Origin of the sequence: Streptomyces sp. NPDC048417, assembly GCF_040651615.1 — a bacterium.
Classification (GTDB): domain Bacteria; phylum Actinomycetota; class Actinomycetes; order Streptomycetales; family Streptomycetaceae; genus Streptomyces.
In genome coordinates, this window is the sequence record NZ_JBEZKI010000018.1 from 32479 (window position 1) to 46472 (window position 13994).

Consider the following 13994-nt stretch of genomic DNA (forward strand, 5'->3'; position numbering starts at 1 on the left):
TGGAAGACTGCCTGTGGCCGGGGAGGGCTGTCAAGAGCGCCCGCGCAAATCCCGCGCCCTACCCTGAAGGCATGGCACGGTCCAACGACGAGGTCGCCGCCCTGCTCCAGGAGTACGCGGACCTGATCTCGATCACCGGCGGAGACGCCTTCAAGGCGCGGGTCTACGAGAAGGCCGCCCGGGCGGTCGGCGGTCACCACGCCGATGCCGCCACGCTCGACCTCAAGGGGCTCCAGGAGATCCCGAACGTCGGGAAGTCGATCGCGCAGAAAGTCCTGGAGTTCTTCGACCAGGGCAGCGTGTCGGCCGTGGAGGAGCTGCGGGCGAAGATCCCGGCGGGGGTACGGCGGCTGACCGCCATCCCCACCCTCGGCCCGAAGAAGGCGATGGCGGTCTACGAGGAGCTGGGCATCTCCTCGGTCGAGGAACTGGCCGACGCCATCCACCAGGAGCGGCTGCGCGATCTCAAGGGCTTCGGGCCGAAGACCGAGGAGAACATCCTGCACGGAATCGAGCTGCTCCGGTCGGCCGGGGGCCGGGTGCGGATCGACGTCGCCATGGACCTGGCGGAGAGCATCGTCGGCGCGCTGTCCGCGGTGACCGGCTGCGAGAAGTGCACGTACGCCGGGTCACTGCGCCGGTTCCGCGAGACGATCGGTGACATCGACATCCTCGTCGCGGCCAGGAAGTCCGCGCCGATCATGCGGGCGTTCACCGAACTGCCCTACGTCACCGAGGTCATCGGCCAGGGCGAGACCAAGACCTCCGTCCGCACCGGCAAAGGGCTCAACGTCGACCTGCGGGTCGTACCGCCGGACTCCTGGGGCGCGGCGCTCCAGTACTTCACCGGCTCGAAGGCCCACAACATCCGCACCCGCGAACGGGCCGTGCACCACAAGCTCAAGCTCTCCGAGTACGGGCTCTTCGACGTCGAGAGCGGCGAGAAGATCGTCTCCGGGACCGAGGAGGAGGTGTACGCCCGCCTCGGCCTGCCCTGGATCCCGCCGACCCTGCGCGAGGACAGGGGCGAGATCGAGGCGGGGTCGCGGGACGAGCTGCCGGAGCTGGTCACCGAGGCCGATCTCCGCGGCGACCTGCACACCCACACCGACCTCACCGACGGGCTCGCTCCGCTGGAGGAGATGGTGGAGGCGGCGGCCCGGCGCGGCTACGCCTACTACGCGGTCACCGACCACGCGCCCGACCTGGCCATGCAGCGCATGACCGACGAGCGGATGCTGGCCCAGCGCGAGCGGGTGCGCGAGCTCGACGGCACCTATCCCACCCGGGGCCGGCGCGGCGGGCTGCGGCTGCTGCACGGCACCGAGCTGAACATCGGCCCCGAGGGGGAGGTGGACTGGCCGGACGACTTCCTGGCCGGGTTCGACCTGTGCGTGGCGTCGATCCACTCGCACTTCAAACAGAGCCGCGAGGCCCTGACCCGGCGGCTCGTCCGGGCCTGCGAGAACCCGCACGTCCACATCATCGGCCACCCCACCACCCGCCTCATCGGCAAGCGGCCCGGCATCGACGCCGACCTCGACGCGGTCTTCGCCGCGTGCGCCCGCACGGGTACGGCCCTGGAGATCAACGCCCACCCGGACCGCCTCGACCTGCGCGACGAGGACATCCTGCGGGCCCGGCGGCACGGCGTGAAGTTCGCCGTGAACAGCGACGCCCACGCCGTCCCCCATCTGGACGCCATGCGGTACGGCATCGGCACCGCCCAGCGCGGCTGGCTCACCAAGGACGACGTGATCAACACCTGGCCGGAGCGACGACTGCGGAGCTTCCTGCGCAAGCGTGGTTGAGCCGGGAGGCCGTCACCACGTCGCGGTCGACGCCTTCCGAGCGGCCCGCCGTCTTCGGTACGCCGCCTCCCGGCCCGTCGCCTCGTGGCCGGGGCGAGGGCGATCATGTACGGCGCATCCGGGCCGGTCCAGGGCTGATCCACCGGACAAACTGCCTGACAGACGGCCGGGCGGCGGGGCGCCTCGGTCGGCTAGGGTCGGCTCGTGGCGGACGCAGCGGCTCCGCCGCGGTGGAACTGACTGGCCCAGGGTGTGTCGCGGCTGTGCAGCGGTCGGCCGAAGTGCAGGTCAGGGACGTTTTCTGGGGGCGCAATGCGATTGAGAGTGGAGTTCACGACCGAGCCCTTCGATCTGGACGAGGCACCCGCGCACGCGCTGGTCGCCCGTGAGGTCATCGAGGGTGCTCAGCTGGACGCGGTGGATGTCGGGCCGTTCGGGAACACGGCCGAGGGCGGCGCCGACGCCGTGCTCACCGCCGTGGACGCGCTGCTGCGTCAGACCCTGGAGGCCGGGGCCACCCGGATCTCGCTCCAGGTCAACGTGGTGGGGGAGGACGGCGACAAGTGACCGGAAACGCGGACGAGCCCTTCATCACGGCGGTGAAGCCGCTGGTCGACGCCATGGGCGGGGAACTGCTCCCGCCCGACGAGGCCGGCGCCGACGACGTCGTGCTCGCCTGGGAGGGCGTCGACGTGGTCGCCGTACGGCTGCCGCAGCTCGCCGACTCCCTCGACCACATCCTGGCCGCCATGGAGCGCAAGCAGGGCAAGCCGCTGGCCGACCTGGACCGCAAGGCGAAGCAGGAGGTCGTGCGCATACTGGAAGCGCGGGGCGCCTTCTCCGTACGGCACGGTGTGGAGACCGTGGCGGGCGCGCTCGGAGTGAGCCGCTTCACCGTCTACAACTACCTCAACCGCGAGAAAGAGGGCTGATCCGCGGGGCGCGTCCCGGGGGTTGTTACGCGGAATTTTCAACAAAGTGTTGACGCTGGGTTCCGGAGGGCGTTAGCTAACGGCAGCCCGTTCAGCACGAAGGCCGCCTACGGCCACGGAGGCTCCCGTGACGTCGACTTCCACGCCCCCGGGTCTGGCCCGGTTCAATGTTCTGGAGGAGCACGCGGCCTTCGCCGCCCTCCACGAGGCGTGTGCCTCCACCGCATGGGCCCGGCGACTGCTCGCCGCCCGCCCCTACACCACCCCCGAGGCCCTCTGCTCCGCCAGTGACGCGGCCATGGCCGAGCTGAGCCCGGCCGACCTGGCGGAGGCCATGGCCGGACACCCGCCGATCGGCCGCCCCAAGCCCGGCGACCCCACCTCGGCCCGCGAACAGTCCGGAATGGCCGGCGCCGCCGAAGCACTCAAGGCGGAGATGCTCGAACTCAACCTGGCGTACCAGGAGAAGTTCGGCCATGTCTTCCTGATCTGCGCCACCGGACGCAGCGGCGAGGAGATGCGGGACGCGGTCAAGGAGCGGATCGGCAACGCGCCCGAGCAGGAGCGGGAGATCGTCCGCACCGAACTGGGCAAGATCAACCGCATCCGGCTCGCCCGACTCGTCGCAGAGGACGCCTGACACCATGAGCACCAGCACCACCGCCTCCGTGTCCACCCACATCCTGGACACCTCGCTCGGCCGCCCCGCCGAGGGCGTCGCCGTCCAGTTGTCCGCCCGCCGGGGCCGTGACGCGAACTGGCAGGCGCTCGGCGGCAGTGCGACCGACACGGACGGCCGGTGCAAGGACCTGCCGGCGCTGCCGGAGGGGACCACCCACGTACGGCTCGACTTCGCCGTGGAGCCGTATTTCGAGAAGAAGCAAGCCGATGCGCAGCAGGACGCCCCCGCGAATCGGGACAGCGGACCGGCCGTGTTCTTCCCGGAGGTGGCGATCACGTTCGCCGTCGTGCCGGGCGAGCACTACCACGTACCGCTGCTGCTCAACCCGTTCGGCTACTCCGTTTACCGAGGGAGCTAGCTAATGACCGCCAATTCCCGCCCTGCCCACTCCGTCATCCTGGGACAGAACCAGTACGGCAAGGCCGAGAACCGGGTCGTGAAGATCACGCGGGACGGTGCCACCCACCACATCAAGGACCTGAACGTGTCGGTGTCGCTCTCCGGCGACATGGACGAGGTCCACTACTCCGGCTCCAACGCCAACGTCCTGCCGACCGACACCACCAAGAACACGGTGTTCGCGTTCGCCAAGGAGCACGGCATCGAGTCGGCCGAACAGTTCGGCATCCACCTGGCCCGGCACTTCGTGACCAGCCAGGAGCCGATCAAGACGGCCCGGATCCGGATCGAGGAGTACGCCTGGGAGCGCATCGAGGCCTCCGACGCCACCAGGTTCATCGGCGCGGACGAGGTCAAGCACTCCTTCGTACGCAAGGGGCAGGAGACCCGGCTCACCCAGATCACCTACGACGGTGAGTCCTGGGAGGTGATATCCGGCCTCAAGGACCTGGTCGTGATGAACTCGACCGACTCCGAGTTCTGGGGCTACGTCAAGGACAAGTACACGACCCTCCCCGAGGCCTACGACCGCATCCTGGCCACCCAGGTAACCGGCCGCTGGCGGTTCAACTGGACCGACGACGAGCAGAAGATGCCCAACTGGGAGAAGTCCTACGAGCAGACCAGGAAGCACATGCTCCAGGCCTTCGCCGAGACGTACTCCCTCTCGCTCCAGCAGACGCTGTACCAGATGGGCTCGCGCATCCTCGACAACCGCGGCGAGATAGACGAGGTCCGCTTCTCGCTGCCCAACAAGCACCACTTCCTCGTCGACCTGGAGCCGTTCGGACTCAAGAACGACAACGAGGTGTACTACGCCGCCGACCGGCCCTACGGCCTGATCGAGGCGACCGTTCTCCGGGACGGCTGCGAGGCGAAGATCCCGGTGGACCTCACCAACCTCTGATCCACTCCGCATTCTCGGCACCCGCGGCCGGTGACGCCCTGCGCTCCGGCCGCGGCACTCAAATCCCCGGGGTCCTGCCGTGCCCTCACCTCAAGTCCACTGAGCGAAAAGGACGAATCATGGCAGCAGACCAGCGCACCGTCATCGAGAACTGTTCGATCGCGACCGTCGACGCCCACGACACCGAGTACGCGAGCGGGTACGTCGTCATCGCCGGCAACCGTATCGAGTCGCTCGGCGCCGGCAGGGCACCCGAGGGCCTGGAGAACGTCGTACGCCGGATCGACGCCACCGGTCATCTGGTGACGCCGGGCCTGGTCAACACCCACCACCACTACTACCAGTGGATCACCCGGGGCCTGGCCACCGACCACAACCTCTTCAACTGGCTGGTCGCGCTGTACCCGACCTGGGCGCGCATCGACGAGCCGATGGTGTACGCGGCCGCCCAGGGCTCGCTCGCGATGATGGCCCGCGGCGGTGTCACCACGGCCATGGACCACCACTACGTCTACCCGAAGGACTCCGGCGACCTCTCCGGCGCCATCATCCGCGCCGCCCGCGAGACCGGCGTCCGCTTCACCCTCGCCCGCGGCTCCATGGACCGCAGCGAGAAGGACGGCGGCCTGCCCCCGGACTTCGCCGTGGAGACCCTCGAAGGCGCCCTCGCCGCCACCGAGGCGACCGTCAAGGAGCACCACGACCCCTCCTTCGACGCGATGACCCAGGTGGCCGTCGCCCCCTGCTCGCCGTTCTCCGTCTCCACCGAACTCCTGCGGCAGGGTGCCGAGTTGGCCCGCCGTCTCGGGGTACGGCTGCACACGCACGGCTCGGAGACCGTCGAGGAGGAGCAGTTCTGCAAGGAACTGTTCGGGATGGGCCCGACCGACTACTTCGAGTCCACCGGCTGGCTGGGCGAGGACGTGTGGATGGCGCACTGCGTCCACATGAACGACTCCGACATCGCCGCCTTCGCCCGCACCAGGACCGGTGTCGCCCACTGCCCGTCGTCCAACGCCCGCCTCGCGGCCGGCATCGCCCGCGTCCCCGACATGCTCGCCGCCGGCGTCCCGGTCGGCCTCGGCGTCGACGGCACCGCGTCCAACGAGTCCGGCGAACTCCACACCGAACTGCGCAACGCGCTGCTGATCAACCGCCTCGGCGCGCACCGGGAGGCCGCCCTCAACGCCCGCCAGGCGCTGCGCCTCGGCACCTACGGCGGCGCCCAGGTCCTGGGCCGGGCAGGCCAGATCGGCTCCCTGGAACCCGGCAAGCTGGCCGACCTGGTGCTCTGGAAGCTGGACACCCTCGCCCATGCCTCCATCGCCGACCCGGTGACCGCCCTGGTCTTCGGCGCGGCCGCCCCGGTCACGGCCTCCTTCGTGAACGGCCGTCAGATCGTCGAGGACAACCGCCTGCTGCACGTCGACGAGGACGCGATCGCCCGCTCCACGCGGGCCGAGGCCCAGCGGCTGGCACACATCGCCGCACAGTAACTCCCCTTCTCCGTACGGCACTTGAGGTACGGAACTCGACGTACGGCAACTCAGCGGTACGGCACTTCAGCTCCGGCCAGGAGGGACGGCTCCCGGCCGGCAGCCGTGGACCCCAGCGGGGTCCACGGCGGCCGTCTCCTGGGCGCGTGCTTCCTCGCGCGCGCCCAGGAACGGTCACCCGTCCCCCCTCGGTCCCTCCCCCACTCTCGGCTTCGCTCGAGCGGGAGGTGCCCCCATGACCGACAACGCACCACCTCCCTGAAACCCGCGTCAGAGCCGACGCGTACCCGACCGGAGGAGAGCCGCCGTGTCCTCGCACCCCGTCGACGAGAAACTCCCGCCCCTGAAAATGGCCACCACGGGCCTCCAGCACGTGGCCGCGATGTACGCCGGAGTCGTCGCCCCGCCCCTGATCGTCGGCGCGGCCATCGGCCTGTCCGGCGCCGAACTGACCTTCCTCACCGGCGCCTGCCTCTTCACCGCGGGCCTCGCCACCTTCCTCCAGACCCTCGGCGTCTGGAAGATCGGCGCCCGGCTGCCCTTCGTCAACGGCGTCACCTTCGCCGGGGTCGCCCCGATGACCGCGATCGCCGCCTCCACCCACGACAAGTCCGACGCCCTGCCGGTCATCTTCGGCGCGGTGATCGTCGCCGGCCTCCTCGGCTTCCTCGCCGCCCCCTTCTTCAGCAAGGCGGTCCGGTTCTTCCCGCCCGTCGTCACCGGCACGGTCATCACCCTCATCGGCGTCTCGCTGCTCCCGGTCGCCTTCGGCTGGGCGCAGGGCCCCGACCCGGCGGCGCACGACTACGGGGCGGCCAAGTACCTGGGCCTGGCCGCCGCGACCCTTCTCGTGGTCCTGCTCCTGCGCCGTTTCACCCGGGGCTTCGTCAAACAGATCGCCGTGCTGATCGGCCTGGTCGCCGGCACGGTCGTCGCCCTGCCCTTCGGCCTCACGGACTTCGGCCCGGTCGCCGACGCGGACGTCGTCGGCTTCCCGGCCCCCTTCCACTTCGGCGCCCCGCAGTTCCACATCGCCGCGATCCTCTCCATGTGCGTGGTGATGGTGGTCTCGATGACCGAGTCGACCGCGGACATGCTGGCGCTGGGCGAGATCGTCGAACGCCCCGCCGACGAGCGGACGATCGCGGCCGGGCTGCGCGCCGACACCCTCGGCTCGGCGATCAGCCCGCTCTTCAACGGGTTCATGTGCAGCGCCTTCGCCCAGAACATCGGCCTCGTCGCGATGACCCGGATCCGCAGCCGGTTCGTGGTCGCGGCCGGCGGCGGTTTCCTGGTGCTGATGGGCCTGTGCCCGATGGCGGCCTCGCTGATCGCCGTCGTACCCCGGCCGGTGCTGGGCGGCGCGGGCGTGGTCCTCTTCGGCTCGGTGGCGGCCAGCGGCATCCAGACCCTGGTCAAGGCAGGCCTGGACAGGGACGAGAACGTGCTGATCGTCGCCGTGTCCCTCGCCGTCGGCATCGTCCCGATCACCGCGCCGGACTTCTACCACGCCTTCCCGGAGACCGCCCGGATCGTCCTGGACTCGGGCATCTCGACGGGCTGCGTGGCGGCCGTACTGCTCAACCTCGTCTTCAACCACCTGGGCCGGCGGGGCGCGGAAGCGACGGACACGGCCTCCGAAGCCCCGGAGGCCCTGGGAGCCGTGCCGCTCGTGCCGCCTCGGTCGCTCTCGTAACCGCCCCCGTACACCTTCCACTTGAGGGGGTTGGCCAGGCCGAGGCCGCCCGCCCCGAGAAACACTCGCTGGGAGGTTTCCACCCGGCTGACGTCACTGTGGGCGGCCTCCTGCTTCATCGCCCACGCGCGGGCGCCGAGGAAGGCGTCGAGGTAATCCTGCCGGCCACCGCCGTCCGCGGTGGTGGCCGCATGCCTGCGGGCCCGTCCGCGGACGCGGCCGAAACCGGCAAAGGCAGTTGAGCGTGGCGCGGCAACTCGGGAATGCCACGGCCGCCGTCACGCATCCGAATTCACCCGGCGGCCCGGATCGCCTGGCACGGGCTGAGCGCGGGGAGCCGGCCGGTCAGGTACGAGCGGGGCGGGACACCCATCAGGGCACGGAAATCGGTCGTCATGTGCGACTGGTCGAAGTAGCCGGTGGCGGCGGCCAGTTCGGACCAGCCCGCGCTGCCCGCCCGCGCGGCGAGGGTGCGCACACGGTCGATGCGGGCGTAGTGCTTCGGGGAGACACCGATGCCGTCGGTGAACAGGTTCCGCAACTGGCGTTCGCTGACCGCCAGTTCCCGGGCCACGTCCCGTACCTGGGCGGGTGCCCGGTTCAGCCGCACCGACAGGGCCTCGACGCCCGCGCGCAGCAGCGCCGTCCGGGCCGGATCCGTCTGCTCCGACAGCATCCCGGGCAGCACCTCGGTGATGCGCGGCAGCGCCTCCCGCGGGTCCAGCCACCGCACCTCACGTGCGAACCGACGGGCCGCCCCGCCCGGCAGGGCGTCCAGCGGCACCACTCGGCCGACCAGCCCCGCGGCCGGAACACCCAGCAGAGGCCGGGCGGTTCCCGGAGCGAGGCGCAACTCCACACACTCGATGTGCGACTTGCCCTCGTGGTAGGTCGCCCGCACCCGCGGCCCGACGGCCAGGACGTCACGCCGTCCGTCCCCCGTCACCCGCAGCACCACCTTGGTCACCGCGTCCGGCAGCTGGACGAACGTCCCCTCGGGCGGTTCGGCGAAGGACATGGTCCGCACCTCGGCGACCCACGGGCGCAACCCCTCGGGCGGGGCCGGAAGCGACTGGGCGTTGGTCATCGGCACGATTCCACGGTAAGCGAGCCGCGCCACCGTCCGGGCGGCCCGGCCGTGCCGGAATTTCCAAGAGCCGGCCACCCGGACCCGCCCATCGTGGTCCGCATGATTCTGGTGACGGGTGCCACGGGCACCATCGGCAGTGACGTCGTACGACAGTTGGCCGCCCGCGGCAGGAAGGTGCGCGCGCTCACCCGCGACCCGGCGAAGGCGCGGGTGCCCGCCGGGGTGGAGGTGGTACGCGGGGACTTCGGCGATCCCGCCTCCCTGGACGCCGCGCTGTCCGGGGCGACGGCCGCGTTCCTGCTCCGGCCGCCCGGTCCCGACGGGGGAGAGGACGCGGCGCTGGTCGCCGCGGCACGGACGGCGGGCGTGGAGCGGCTGGTGAAACTCTCCGCCATCGCCACCGGCGATCCCGCCTCCGGCCCCTCCGCGCAGTGGCATGTCGACGGCGAGCGGGCGGTGCGGGACAGCGGGCTCGCCTGGACGGTCCTTCAGCCGTCGTCGTTCGCCTCCAACACGCTGACCTGGACGCAAGCGCTCGGAGCGGGCCAGCCGGTGCCCAACATGACCGGGAACGGCGCCTCGGGCGTGATCGACCCGCGCGACATCGCCGAGGTGGCGGTGCGGGCCCTGCTCGACGCCGGGCACGCCGGGCGGACGTACGTCCTGACCGGTCCCGAGGCGATCACCGTGCCCGGCCAGGCCGCCGTGCTCGCCGAGGTCCTCGGCCGCCCGGTTCCGACCCGGGACCTGTCCCCGGACGAGATCCGCGACTTCCTCCGCACGGCCTGGGGCATGGACGGGGCCCGGGCGGAAGGCGTCCTGACCGGCTTGGCGTTCGTCCGCGCCGGAGGCAACGCGTCGGTCACCGAGGACGTGGCCGAGGCGCTGGGCCGCCCGGCCCGAACCTTCCGCACCTGGGCCGATGACAACAGGGGCCTCTTCGAGGCGAGTTGAGTACTCCGGCGCAGGGCCCGCAGCGGCCGTGGTACCGGCTCACCGGTTCCGCGGCCGCAGTATCGCCGCCGCCAGCACCAGGGCGGCCACCGCGATTCCGGTCGCCGCCCGGAACGCCAGCCGGTAGCCCTCCGCCGTGGCGGGGATCAACTCCGCACCCCGGTCGAGGAGTCCGCCGGTGCGGCTCGCCGCCAGGGTGCTCAGTACCGCGAGCCCCAGCGAACCGCCCACCACCTGCGTGGTGTTGAACAGCCCGGACGCCAGGCCCGCGTCCTCCTCACGCGCCCCGGACATCGCCAGCCCGGTCAGCGCCGGCATCGCCGCGGCGAACCCCGCGGCGAGCAGCAGCAGCGGCGGCAGCACGTCGACGGCGTACGAGGCGCCGACCGGCATCCGGCTCCACAGGGCCGTCCCCGCCACGATCAGCGTCAGACCGCAGAGCAGGACCCGGTACGCGCCGTAGCGGGCGATCGTCCGCGCGGACAGCCCGAGCATCAGCAGCCCGATCGCGACCGGCGCCGGCAGGAAGGCCGTGCCGGTCGCCAACTCGCCATACCCGAGGACGCGTTGGAGGTACAGCGCGCCGAGGAACTGGAAACCGTACATGGTCGCGATCATCAGCACCTGTACGGCGTTGGCGCCGGCGAGCAGCCGGGAGCGCAGCAGCCGCAGCCGCAGCAACGGGCGACGGGCGCGTGCCTGGCGGAGGGTGAACGCCGTGAACAGGGCGACCGCCAGGGCCGTCAGGAGGAGGGTGGCCAGCGGGCCGCGGCCGCCGGCGCCGACGATGACGTAGACCGTGAGCATCAGGGCGCCGGTGACCAGCGCGGCGCCCGGGAAGTCGGCGCCCTGGCGCAGTCCGGCGCCCCGCTCAGGGGCGAGGACCCGGGTGGCCGCGAACCAGGCGGCCAGCCCTGCCGGCAGGTTGATCAGGAAGATCCAGTGCCAGCTCAGCGCCTGGGTGAGCGCCCCGCCCAGAAAGGTGCCGAGCGCGCCGCCCGCCGCGCCGACCGCGCTGAACACCGCGATGGCCCGGCCCTGTTCACGCGGCTCCGGATAGAGGGCGACCAGCATGCCGAGCACCACCGCGGAGGTCATCGCCCCGCCCACGCCCTGCATCGCCCGCGCCGCGATCAGCACCCCCTGCCCGGTCGCCACCGCGCACAGCAAGGAGGCGGCCGTGAACAGCGCGAGGCCCGTCGTGAACATCCGCTTGCGGCCCAGCAGGTCGCCGAGACGCCCCGCCAGCAGGAGCAGCCCGCCGAACGGGATCAGATACGCGTTGACGACCCAGGCCAGCCCGGGACCGCTGAAACCCAGGTCGCGCTGGATGGCCGGCATCGCCACCGTGACGATGTTGCCGTCGAGGACGGTCATCAGGATCCCCGTGCACAGCACGGCGAGGGACGCCCAACGGGGGTATGTTCGTGAGAGCGCCACCGGGGCCGCCGGTGTCGGTGTCGGTTTTCCGGTCGTGGTCGACATGGCCTCTGGGCCTCCGCAATCGCCGTAGAACTCACCAGACAGGTGAACAGGAACAGTTCGTGCACAAGGTGCATGACTTGTAACGGAGTTCATGGTGAGTGACCATGGGGGGAGACGTAAGGAGGCAGCTCGATGTCCCAGAGGAACACCGGTGTGACCGTCCAGGTCGTGAACGCGGGCGCCTGCCCGGTCCGCGAGGTTCTTGACAGGGTCGCCGGCAAGTGGAGCGTCCAGATCCTGGTCGCGGCCTCGCACGGCCCCATCCGCTTCACCGAACTGGAGCGCGGCATCGAGGGCATCAGCCGCCGGATGCTGACCCTCACCCTGCGCAACCTGGAGCGCGACGGGCTGGTGATCCGCACCGTGTATCCGACCGTGCCCCCGAAGGTGGAGTACGGACTCACCCCGGTGGCCCTGGAACTGCACGAGACGCTGCAGCGGCTGACCGACTGGGCCGAGCACAACCGCGGCTACATCGCGCAGGCGCGGGCGGCCTACGACGCCGAGCACCAGCCCGAACTGCTCGACGTGTAGACGGCGTTGACGGCGTAGACGGGTTGGACCGTTCGGGGGCGGTCCGCCGGACCCTCAGAAGCCGAACAGGTCCGGAGCCGAGGTGAGTTCCTTGAAGGCCTCGCTCGGACGGTCGATCAACCGCCTGGCCTTGAGGTCAAGCAGCCCGCCGACCGCCTCCACCTCGGCGGCCAGGGTGCCGTCCGCCTTGGTGATCGACTGGAGTATCCGGAACGTCTTGCCCTCGCCCCACTCGAACACGCAGGTCACATCGACCTCGTCACCGGCGAGCAGCTCCCGTTTGTACCGGATGGTCGTCTCCAGCGCCACCGGGCCCACGCCCCGCCCGATCAGGCCAGCCTGGGTGATCCCGGCGGCCTGGAGCAGCGACCAGCGGGCGTGCTCGGCGTAGTTGAGGTACACCGCCTGGTTCAGATGGCCCTGCACGTCGGTCTCGTAGCCACGGACCGTGACGCGGACGGAATACGGTTCGCTCACGACTTCCCCTTCTCGTGTACGACGTCTGGTGTACGACGCCTCGTGCACGACTTCTCGTGTACGACGTCTCGTGTACGACGCACTGATCCTTTGTCGGCATCCTGGCACGCCCGTCACACCCGGCGCGGCGATGCCAGCAGATAGCGCGTGCGAGTCCGTGGCTCCGTGTACTCGCCGGTCTGCCACCCCGCCCGCTCCAGGGTGTCCGCGCACGCCCGCAGGGGCTCGCCCTCCGGCGCGTACACGGCGACCGCCTCGGGCTGCGGAGTGGCCCGCACCCGGTAGCCGGCGGTCGCGGGTCCCTCGGACGGGTGCCCGGCCGCCTCCAGGGCGAGCGCGGCGGCCCGCACCAGATGCGTGCGCTCCCATCCGCACGGCCGGTCCGTGGCGCCGTCGGGGTTGGTCATCCGGCGCAGCTCCAGGAGCCCCTGCCAGGCGCTGTGCACCTCACGCGCGCGGGCGGGCCCGTCATCGACGGCCTCCTCACCGCCGACCCGCGCGGCGAACACCCCGTCCGGCTCGGCCAGCGCCACCGCCGGGGGCTGCGGCGCCGCCGCCTCCCGTATCCGATGCCCCGCAGGCGTCAGGAAGTGGTCGTGCGGCGGCCGCGGGTGCCGAAAGGCGAGCCCCCGCTTCACCAGCGCCGCCAACTGCGCCTGCGTACCCCGCAGCCGTCCGCTGACCGGATCGGCGGCATCGATGACCCGCCGCTGCGCGGCAGCGGGCGGTCGGGTCACGGCGTGCTCCTCTCCGGCGTCGATCCGTACGGACGCGTACCGATCCGTGCTTCGAAGGCTACGACCGCGCACTGACACTCGACCGGTCGAAGATCATCGCCTGCCGCCTGCCGCCTGCCGCCTGCCGCCTGCCGCCTGCCGCCTGCCGCCTGCCGCCTGCCGCGTGCCGTGTGCCGCCTGCCGTTACCGGATCGGCTCGGCCGGTCGGATGTTCCACCCCGCGATCACCGGGCGGTCGTGTTCCGTGCCGAGGCGGCACAGCGTTCCGGTCGCCAGCTGGAAGAGGGCGCCGTCGGAGGGGGGCAGGCCCAGGCGGCGGGCGGTGAGGACGCGCAGGAAGTGGCCGTGGGCCACCAGCAGCACGACCCCCTCCGTGTTGGCGAGGGCCGCTTCGACCTTGGACAGCATCCGGTCGGCCCGCTCTCCTACCTGCTCCGGGGTCTCCCCGGGGTGCTCCGGCGGACCGGGCGCGACCCCGTCGGTGAAGAGGAACCACCCCGGCCGGGTGCGCTGGATCTCCACGGTGGTCACGCCCTCGTAGCCGCCGTAGTCCCATTCCCGCAGGTCGGCGTCGACCCGGGCATCGGACACGCCGATCAGCTCGGCGGTCTCCCGGGCCCGCTGGAGCGGGCTGACGAAGGCGGCGCCGATGCGGTGCGACCGGATCAGCGGCACCAGCCGCCGCGCCTCCTCCCGCCCGTGCTCGGTGAGGGGCACGTCGGTCCACCCGGTATGCCGTCCGGACCGCGACCACTCGGTCTCACCGTGCCGGACGAGAAAGACATCAGCCATAC

The 13994-nt window shown here is 71.3% G+C and carries 15 protein-coding genes and 1 pseudogene; 10 read left to right on the forward strand and 6 right to left on the reverse strand.

Translation table 11 applies throughout. The features are described 5' to 3' along the window. Positions 1–71: 71 nt before the first annotated feature. The 8 genes from polX to AB0D59_RS27275 all read left to right on the forward strand — a co-directional run bounded on the left by polX (position 72) and on the right by AB0D59_RS27275 (position 7923). Positions 72–1811 (forward strand): DNA polymerase/3'-5' exonuclease PolX, encoded by a 1740-nt coding sequence (gene polX, locus AB0D59_RS27240; protein WP_362570432.1) that lies wholly within the window; start codon positions 72–74, stop codon positions 1809–1811. A gap of 312 nt (positions 1812–2123) precedes the next feature. Beyond that, entirely contained in the window at positions 2124–2378 is a 255-nt protein-coding gene (locus AB0D59_RS27245) for a hypothetical protein (RefSeq protein ID WP_360475219.1), read from the forward strand. After that, on the forward strand, positions 2375–2743 hold the full coding sequence (locus AB0D59_RS27250; RefSeq protein WP_362570435.1) for a helix-turn-helix domain-containing protein: 369 nt from the start codon (positions 2375–2377) through the stop codon (positions 2741–2743). Before AB0D59_RS27245 ends, AB0D59_RS27250 begins: the two co-directional genes overlap by 4 nt. 127 nt (positions 2744–2870) lie before the next feature. Continuing rightward, positions 2871–3383, forward strand: a complete 513-nt coding sequence (uraD, locus tag AB0D59_RS27255) for a 2-oxo-4-hydroxy-4-carboxy-5-ureidoimidazoline decarboxylase (protein ID WP_362570438.1) — start codon at positions 2871–2873, stop codon at positions 3381–3383. Positions 3384–3387: 4 nt separating this feature from the next. After that, positions 3388–3783, forward strand: coding sequence for a hydroxyisourate hydrolase (gene uraH, locus AB0D59_RS27260; protein ID WP_362570441.1), 396 nt, complete (start codon positions 3388–3390; stop codon positions 3781–3783). 3 nt (positions 3784–3786) lie between these two features. Then, entirely contained in the window at positions 3787–4731 is a 945-nt protein-coding gene (pucL, locus tag AB0D59_RS27265; RefSeq protein ID WP_362570444.1) for a factor-independent urate hydroxylase, read from the forward strand. Between the two features lie 119 nt (positions 4732–4850). Beyond that, the gene (locus AB0D59_RS27270) at positions 4851–6227 is read left to right on the forward strand and encodes an 8-oxoguanine deaminase (protein WP_362570447.1); all 1377 of its coding nucleotides are present in this window, start codon (positions 4851–4853) and stop codon (positions 6225–6227) included. A gap of 307 nt (positions 6228–6534) precedes the next feature. Beyond that, the gene (locus tag AB0D59_RS27275) at positions 6535–7923 is read left to right on the forward strand and encodes a nucleobase:cation symporter-2 family protein (RefSeq protein ID WP_362570450.1); all 1389 of its coding nucleotides are present in this window, start codon (positions 6535–6537) and stop codon (positions 7921–7923) included. Positions 7924–7958: 35 nt separating this feature from the next. Here the strand turns inward: AB0D59_RS27275 and AB0D59_RS27280 are convergent. Continuing rightward, a pseudogene (locus AB0D59_RS27280) lies at positions 7959–8144 on the reverse strand (chitosanase); the annotation flags it as partial. Between the two features lie 71 nt (positions 8145–8215). Further along, positions 8216–9010 (reverse strand): helix-turn-helix domain-containing protein, encoded by a 795-nt coding sequence (locus AB0D59_RS27285; RefSeq protein ID WP_362570915.1) that lies wholly within the window; start codon positions 9008–9010, stop codon positions 8216–8218. 93 nt (positions 9011–9103) lie between these two features. Between AB0D59_RS27285 and AB0D59_RS27290 the strand changes: the two genes are divergently transcribed. Beyond that, positions 9104–9967: an NAD(P)H-binding protein gene (locus AB0D59_RS27290; protein ID WP_362570453.1), complete on the forward strand. Its 864-nt coding sequence runs from the start codon at positions 9104–9106 to the stop codon at positions 9965–9967. A 39-nt stretch (positions 9968–10006) separates the two neighbouring features. Here the strand turns inward: AB0D59_RS27290 and AB0D59_RS27295 are convergent, their stop codons facing one another. Then, the gene (locus AB0D59_RS27295; RefSeq protein WP_362570456.1) at positions 10007–11452 is read right to left on the reverse strand and encodes an MFS transporter; all 1446 of its coding nucleotides are present in this window, start codon (positions 11450–11452) and stop codon (positions 10007–10009) included. Positions 11453–11584: 132 nt separating this feature from the next. Here AB0D59_RS27295 and AB0D59_RS27300 point away from each other — a divergent pair, with 132 nt between their 5' ends. Continuing rightward, positions 11585–11986, forward strand: coding sequence for a helix-turn-helix domain-containing protein (locus tag AB0D59_RS27300; RefSeq protein ID WP_362570459.1), 402 nt, complete (start codon positions 11585–11587; stop codon positions 11984–11986). A 54-nt stretch (positions 11987–12040) separates the two neighbouring features. Here the strand turns inward: AB0D59_RS27300 and AB0D59_RS27305 are convergent, their stop codons facing one another. From AB0D59_RS27305 to AB0D59_RS27315, 3 genes are all read right to left on the reverse strand, one after another. Then, on the reverse strand, positions 12041–12463 hold the full coding sequence (locus tag AB0D59_RS27305; RefSeq protein ID WP_362570462.1) for an acyl-CoA thioesterase: 423 nt from the start codon (positions 12461–12463) through the stop codon (positions 12041–12043). Between the two features lie 113 nt (positions 12464–12576). Further along, positions 12577–13200, reverse strand: coding sequence for a hypothetical protein (locus AB0D59_RS27310; protein ID WP_362570465.1), 624 nt, complete (start codon positions 13198–13200; stop codon positions 12577–12579). A gap of 183 nt (positions 13201–13383) precedes the next feature. Next, complete coding sequence (locus AB0D59_RS27315) at positions 13384–13992, reverse strand: histidine phosphatase family protein (RefSeq protein WP_362570468.1); 609 nt, start codon at positions 13990–13992, stop codon at positions 13384–13386. Positions 13993–13994 lie beyond the last annotated feature (2 nt).

What these genes read in the sequence shown, in the direction of transcription:
- polX (WP_362570432.1), top strand. Translation starts at nt 72, where the DNA reads ATGGCACGGTCCAACGACGAGGTCGCCGCCCTGCTCCAGGAGTACGCG.
- AB0D59_RS27300 (WP_362570459.1), top strand. Translation starts at nt 11,585, where the DNA reads ATGTCCCAGAGGAACACCGGTGTGACCGTCCAGGTCGTGAACGCGGGC.
- AB0D59_RS27295 (WP_362570456.1), bottom strand. Translation starts at nt 11,452, where the DNA reads ATGTCGACCACGACCGGAAAACCGACACCGACACCGGCGGCCCCGGTG.
- AB0D59_RS27270 (WP_362570447.1), top strand. Translation starts at nt 4,851, where the DNA reads ATGGCAGCAGACCAGCGCACCGTCATCGAGAACTGTTCGATCGCGACC.
- AB0D59_RS27315 (WP_362570468.1), bottom strand. Translation starts at nt 13,992, where the DNA reads ATGGCTGATGTCTTTCTCGTCCGGCACGGTGAGACCGAGTGGTCGCGG.
- AB0D59_RS27245 (WP_360475219.1), top strand. Translation starts at nt 2,124, where the DNA reads ATGCGATTGAGAGTGGAGTTCACGACCGAGCCCTTCGATCTGGACGAG.
- uraH (WP_362570441.1), top strand. Translation starts at nt 3,388, where the DNA reads ATGAGCACCAGCACCACCGCCTCCGTGTCCACCCACATCCTGGACACC.
- pucL (WP_362570444.1), top strand. Translation starts at nt 3,787, where the DNA reads ATGACCGCCAATTCCCGCCCTGCCCACTCCGTCATCCTGGGACAGAAC.
- AB0D59_RS27285 (WP_362570915.1), bottom strand. Translation starts at nt 9,010, where the DNA reads ATGACCAACGCCCAGTCGCTTCCGGCCCCGCCCGAGGGGTTGCGCCCG.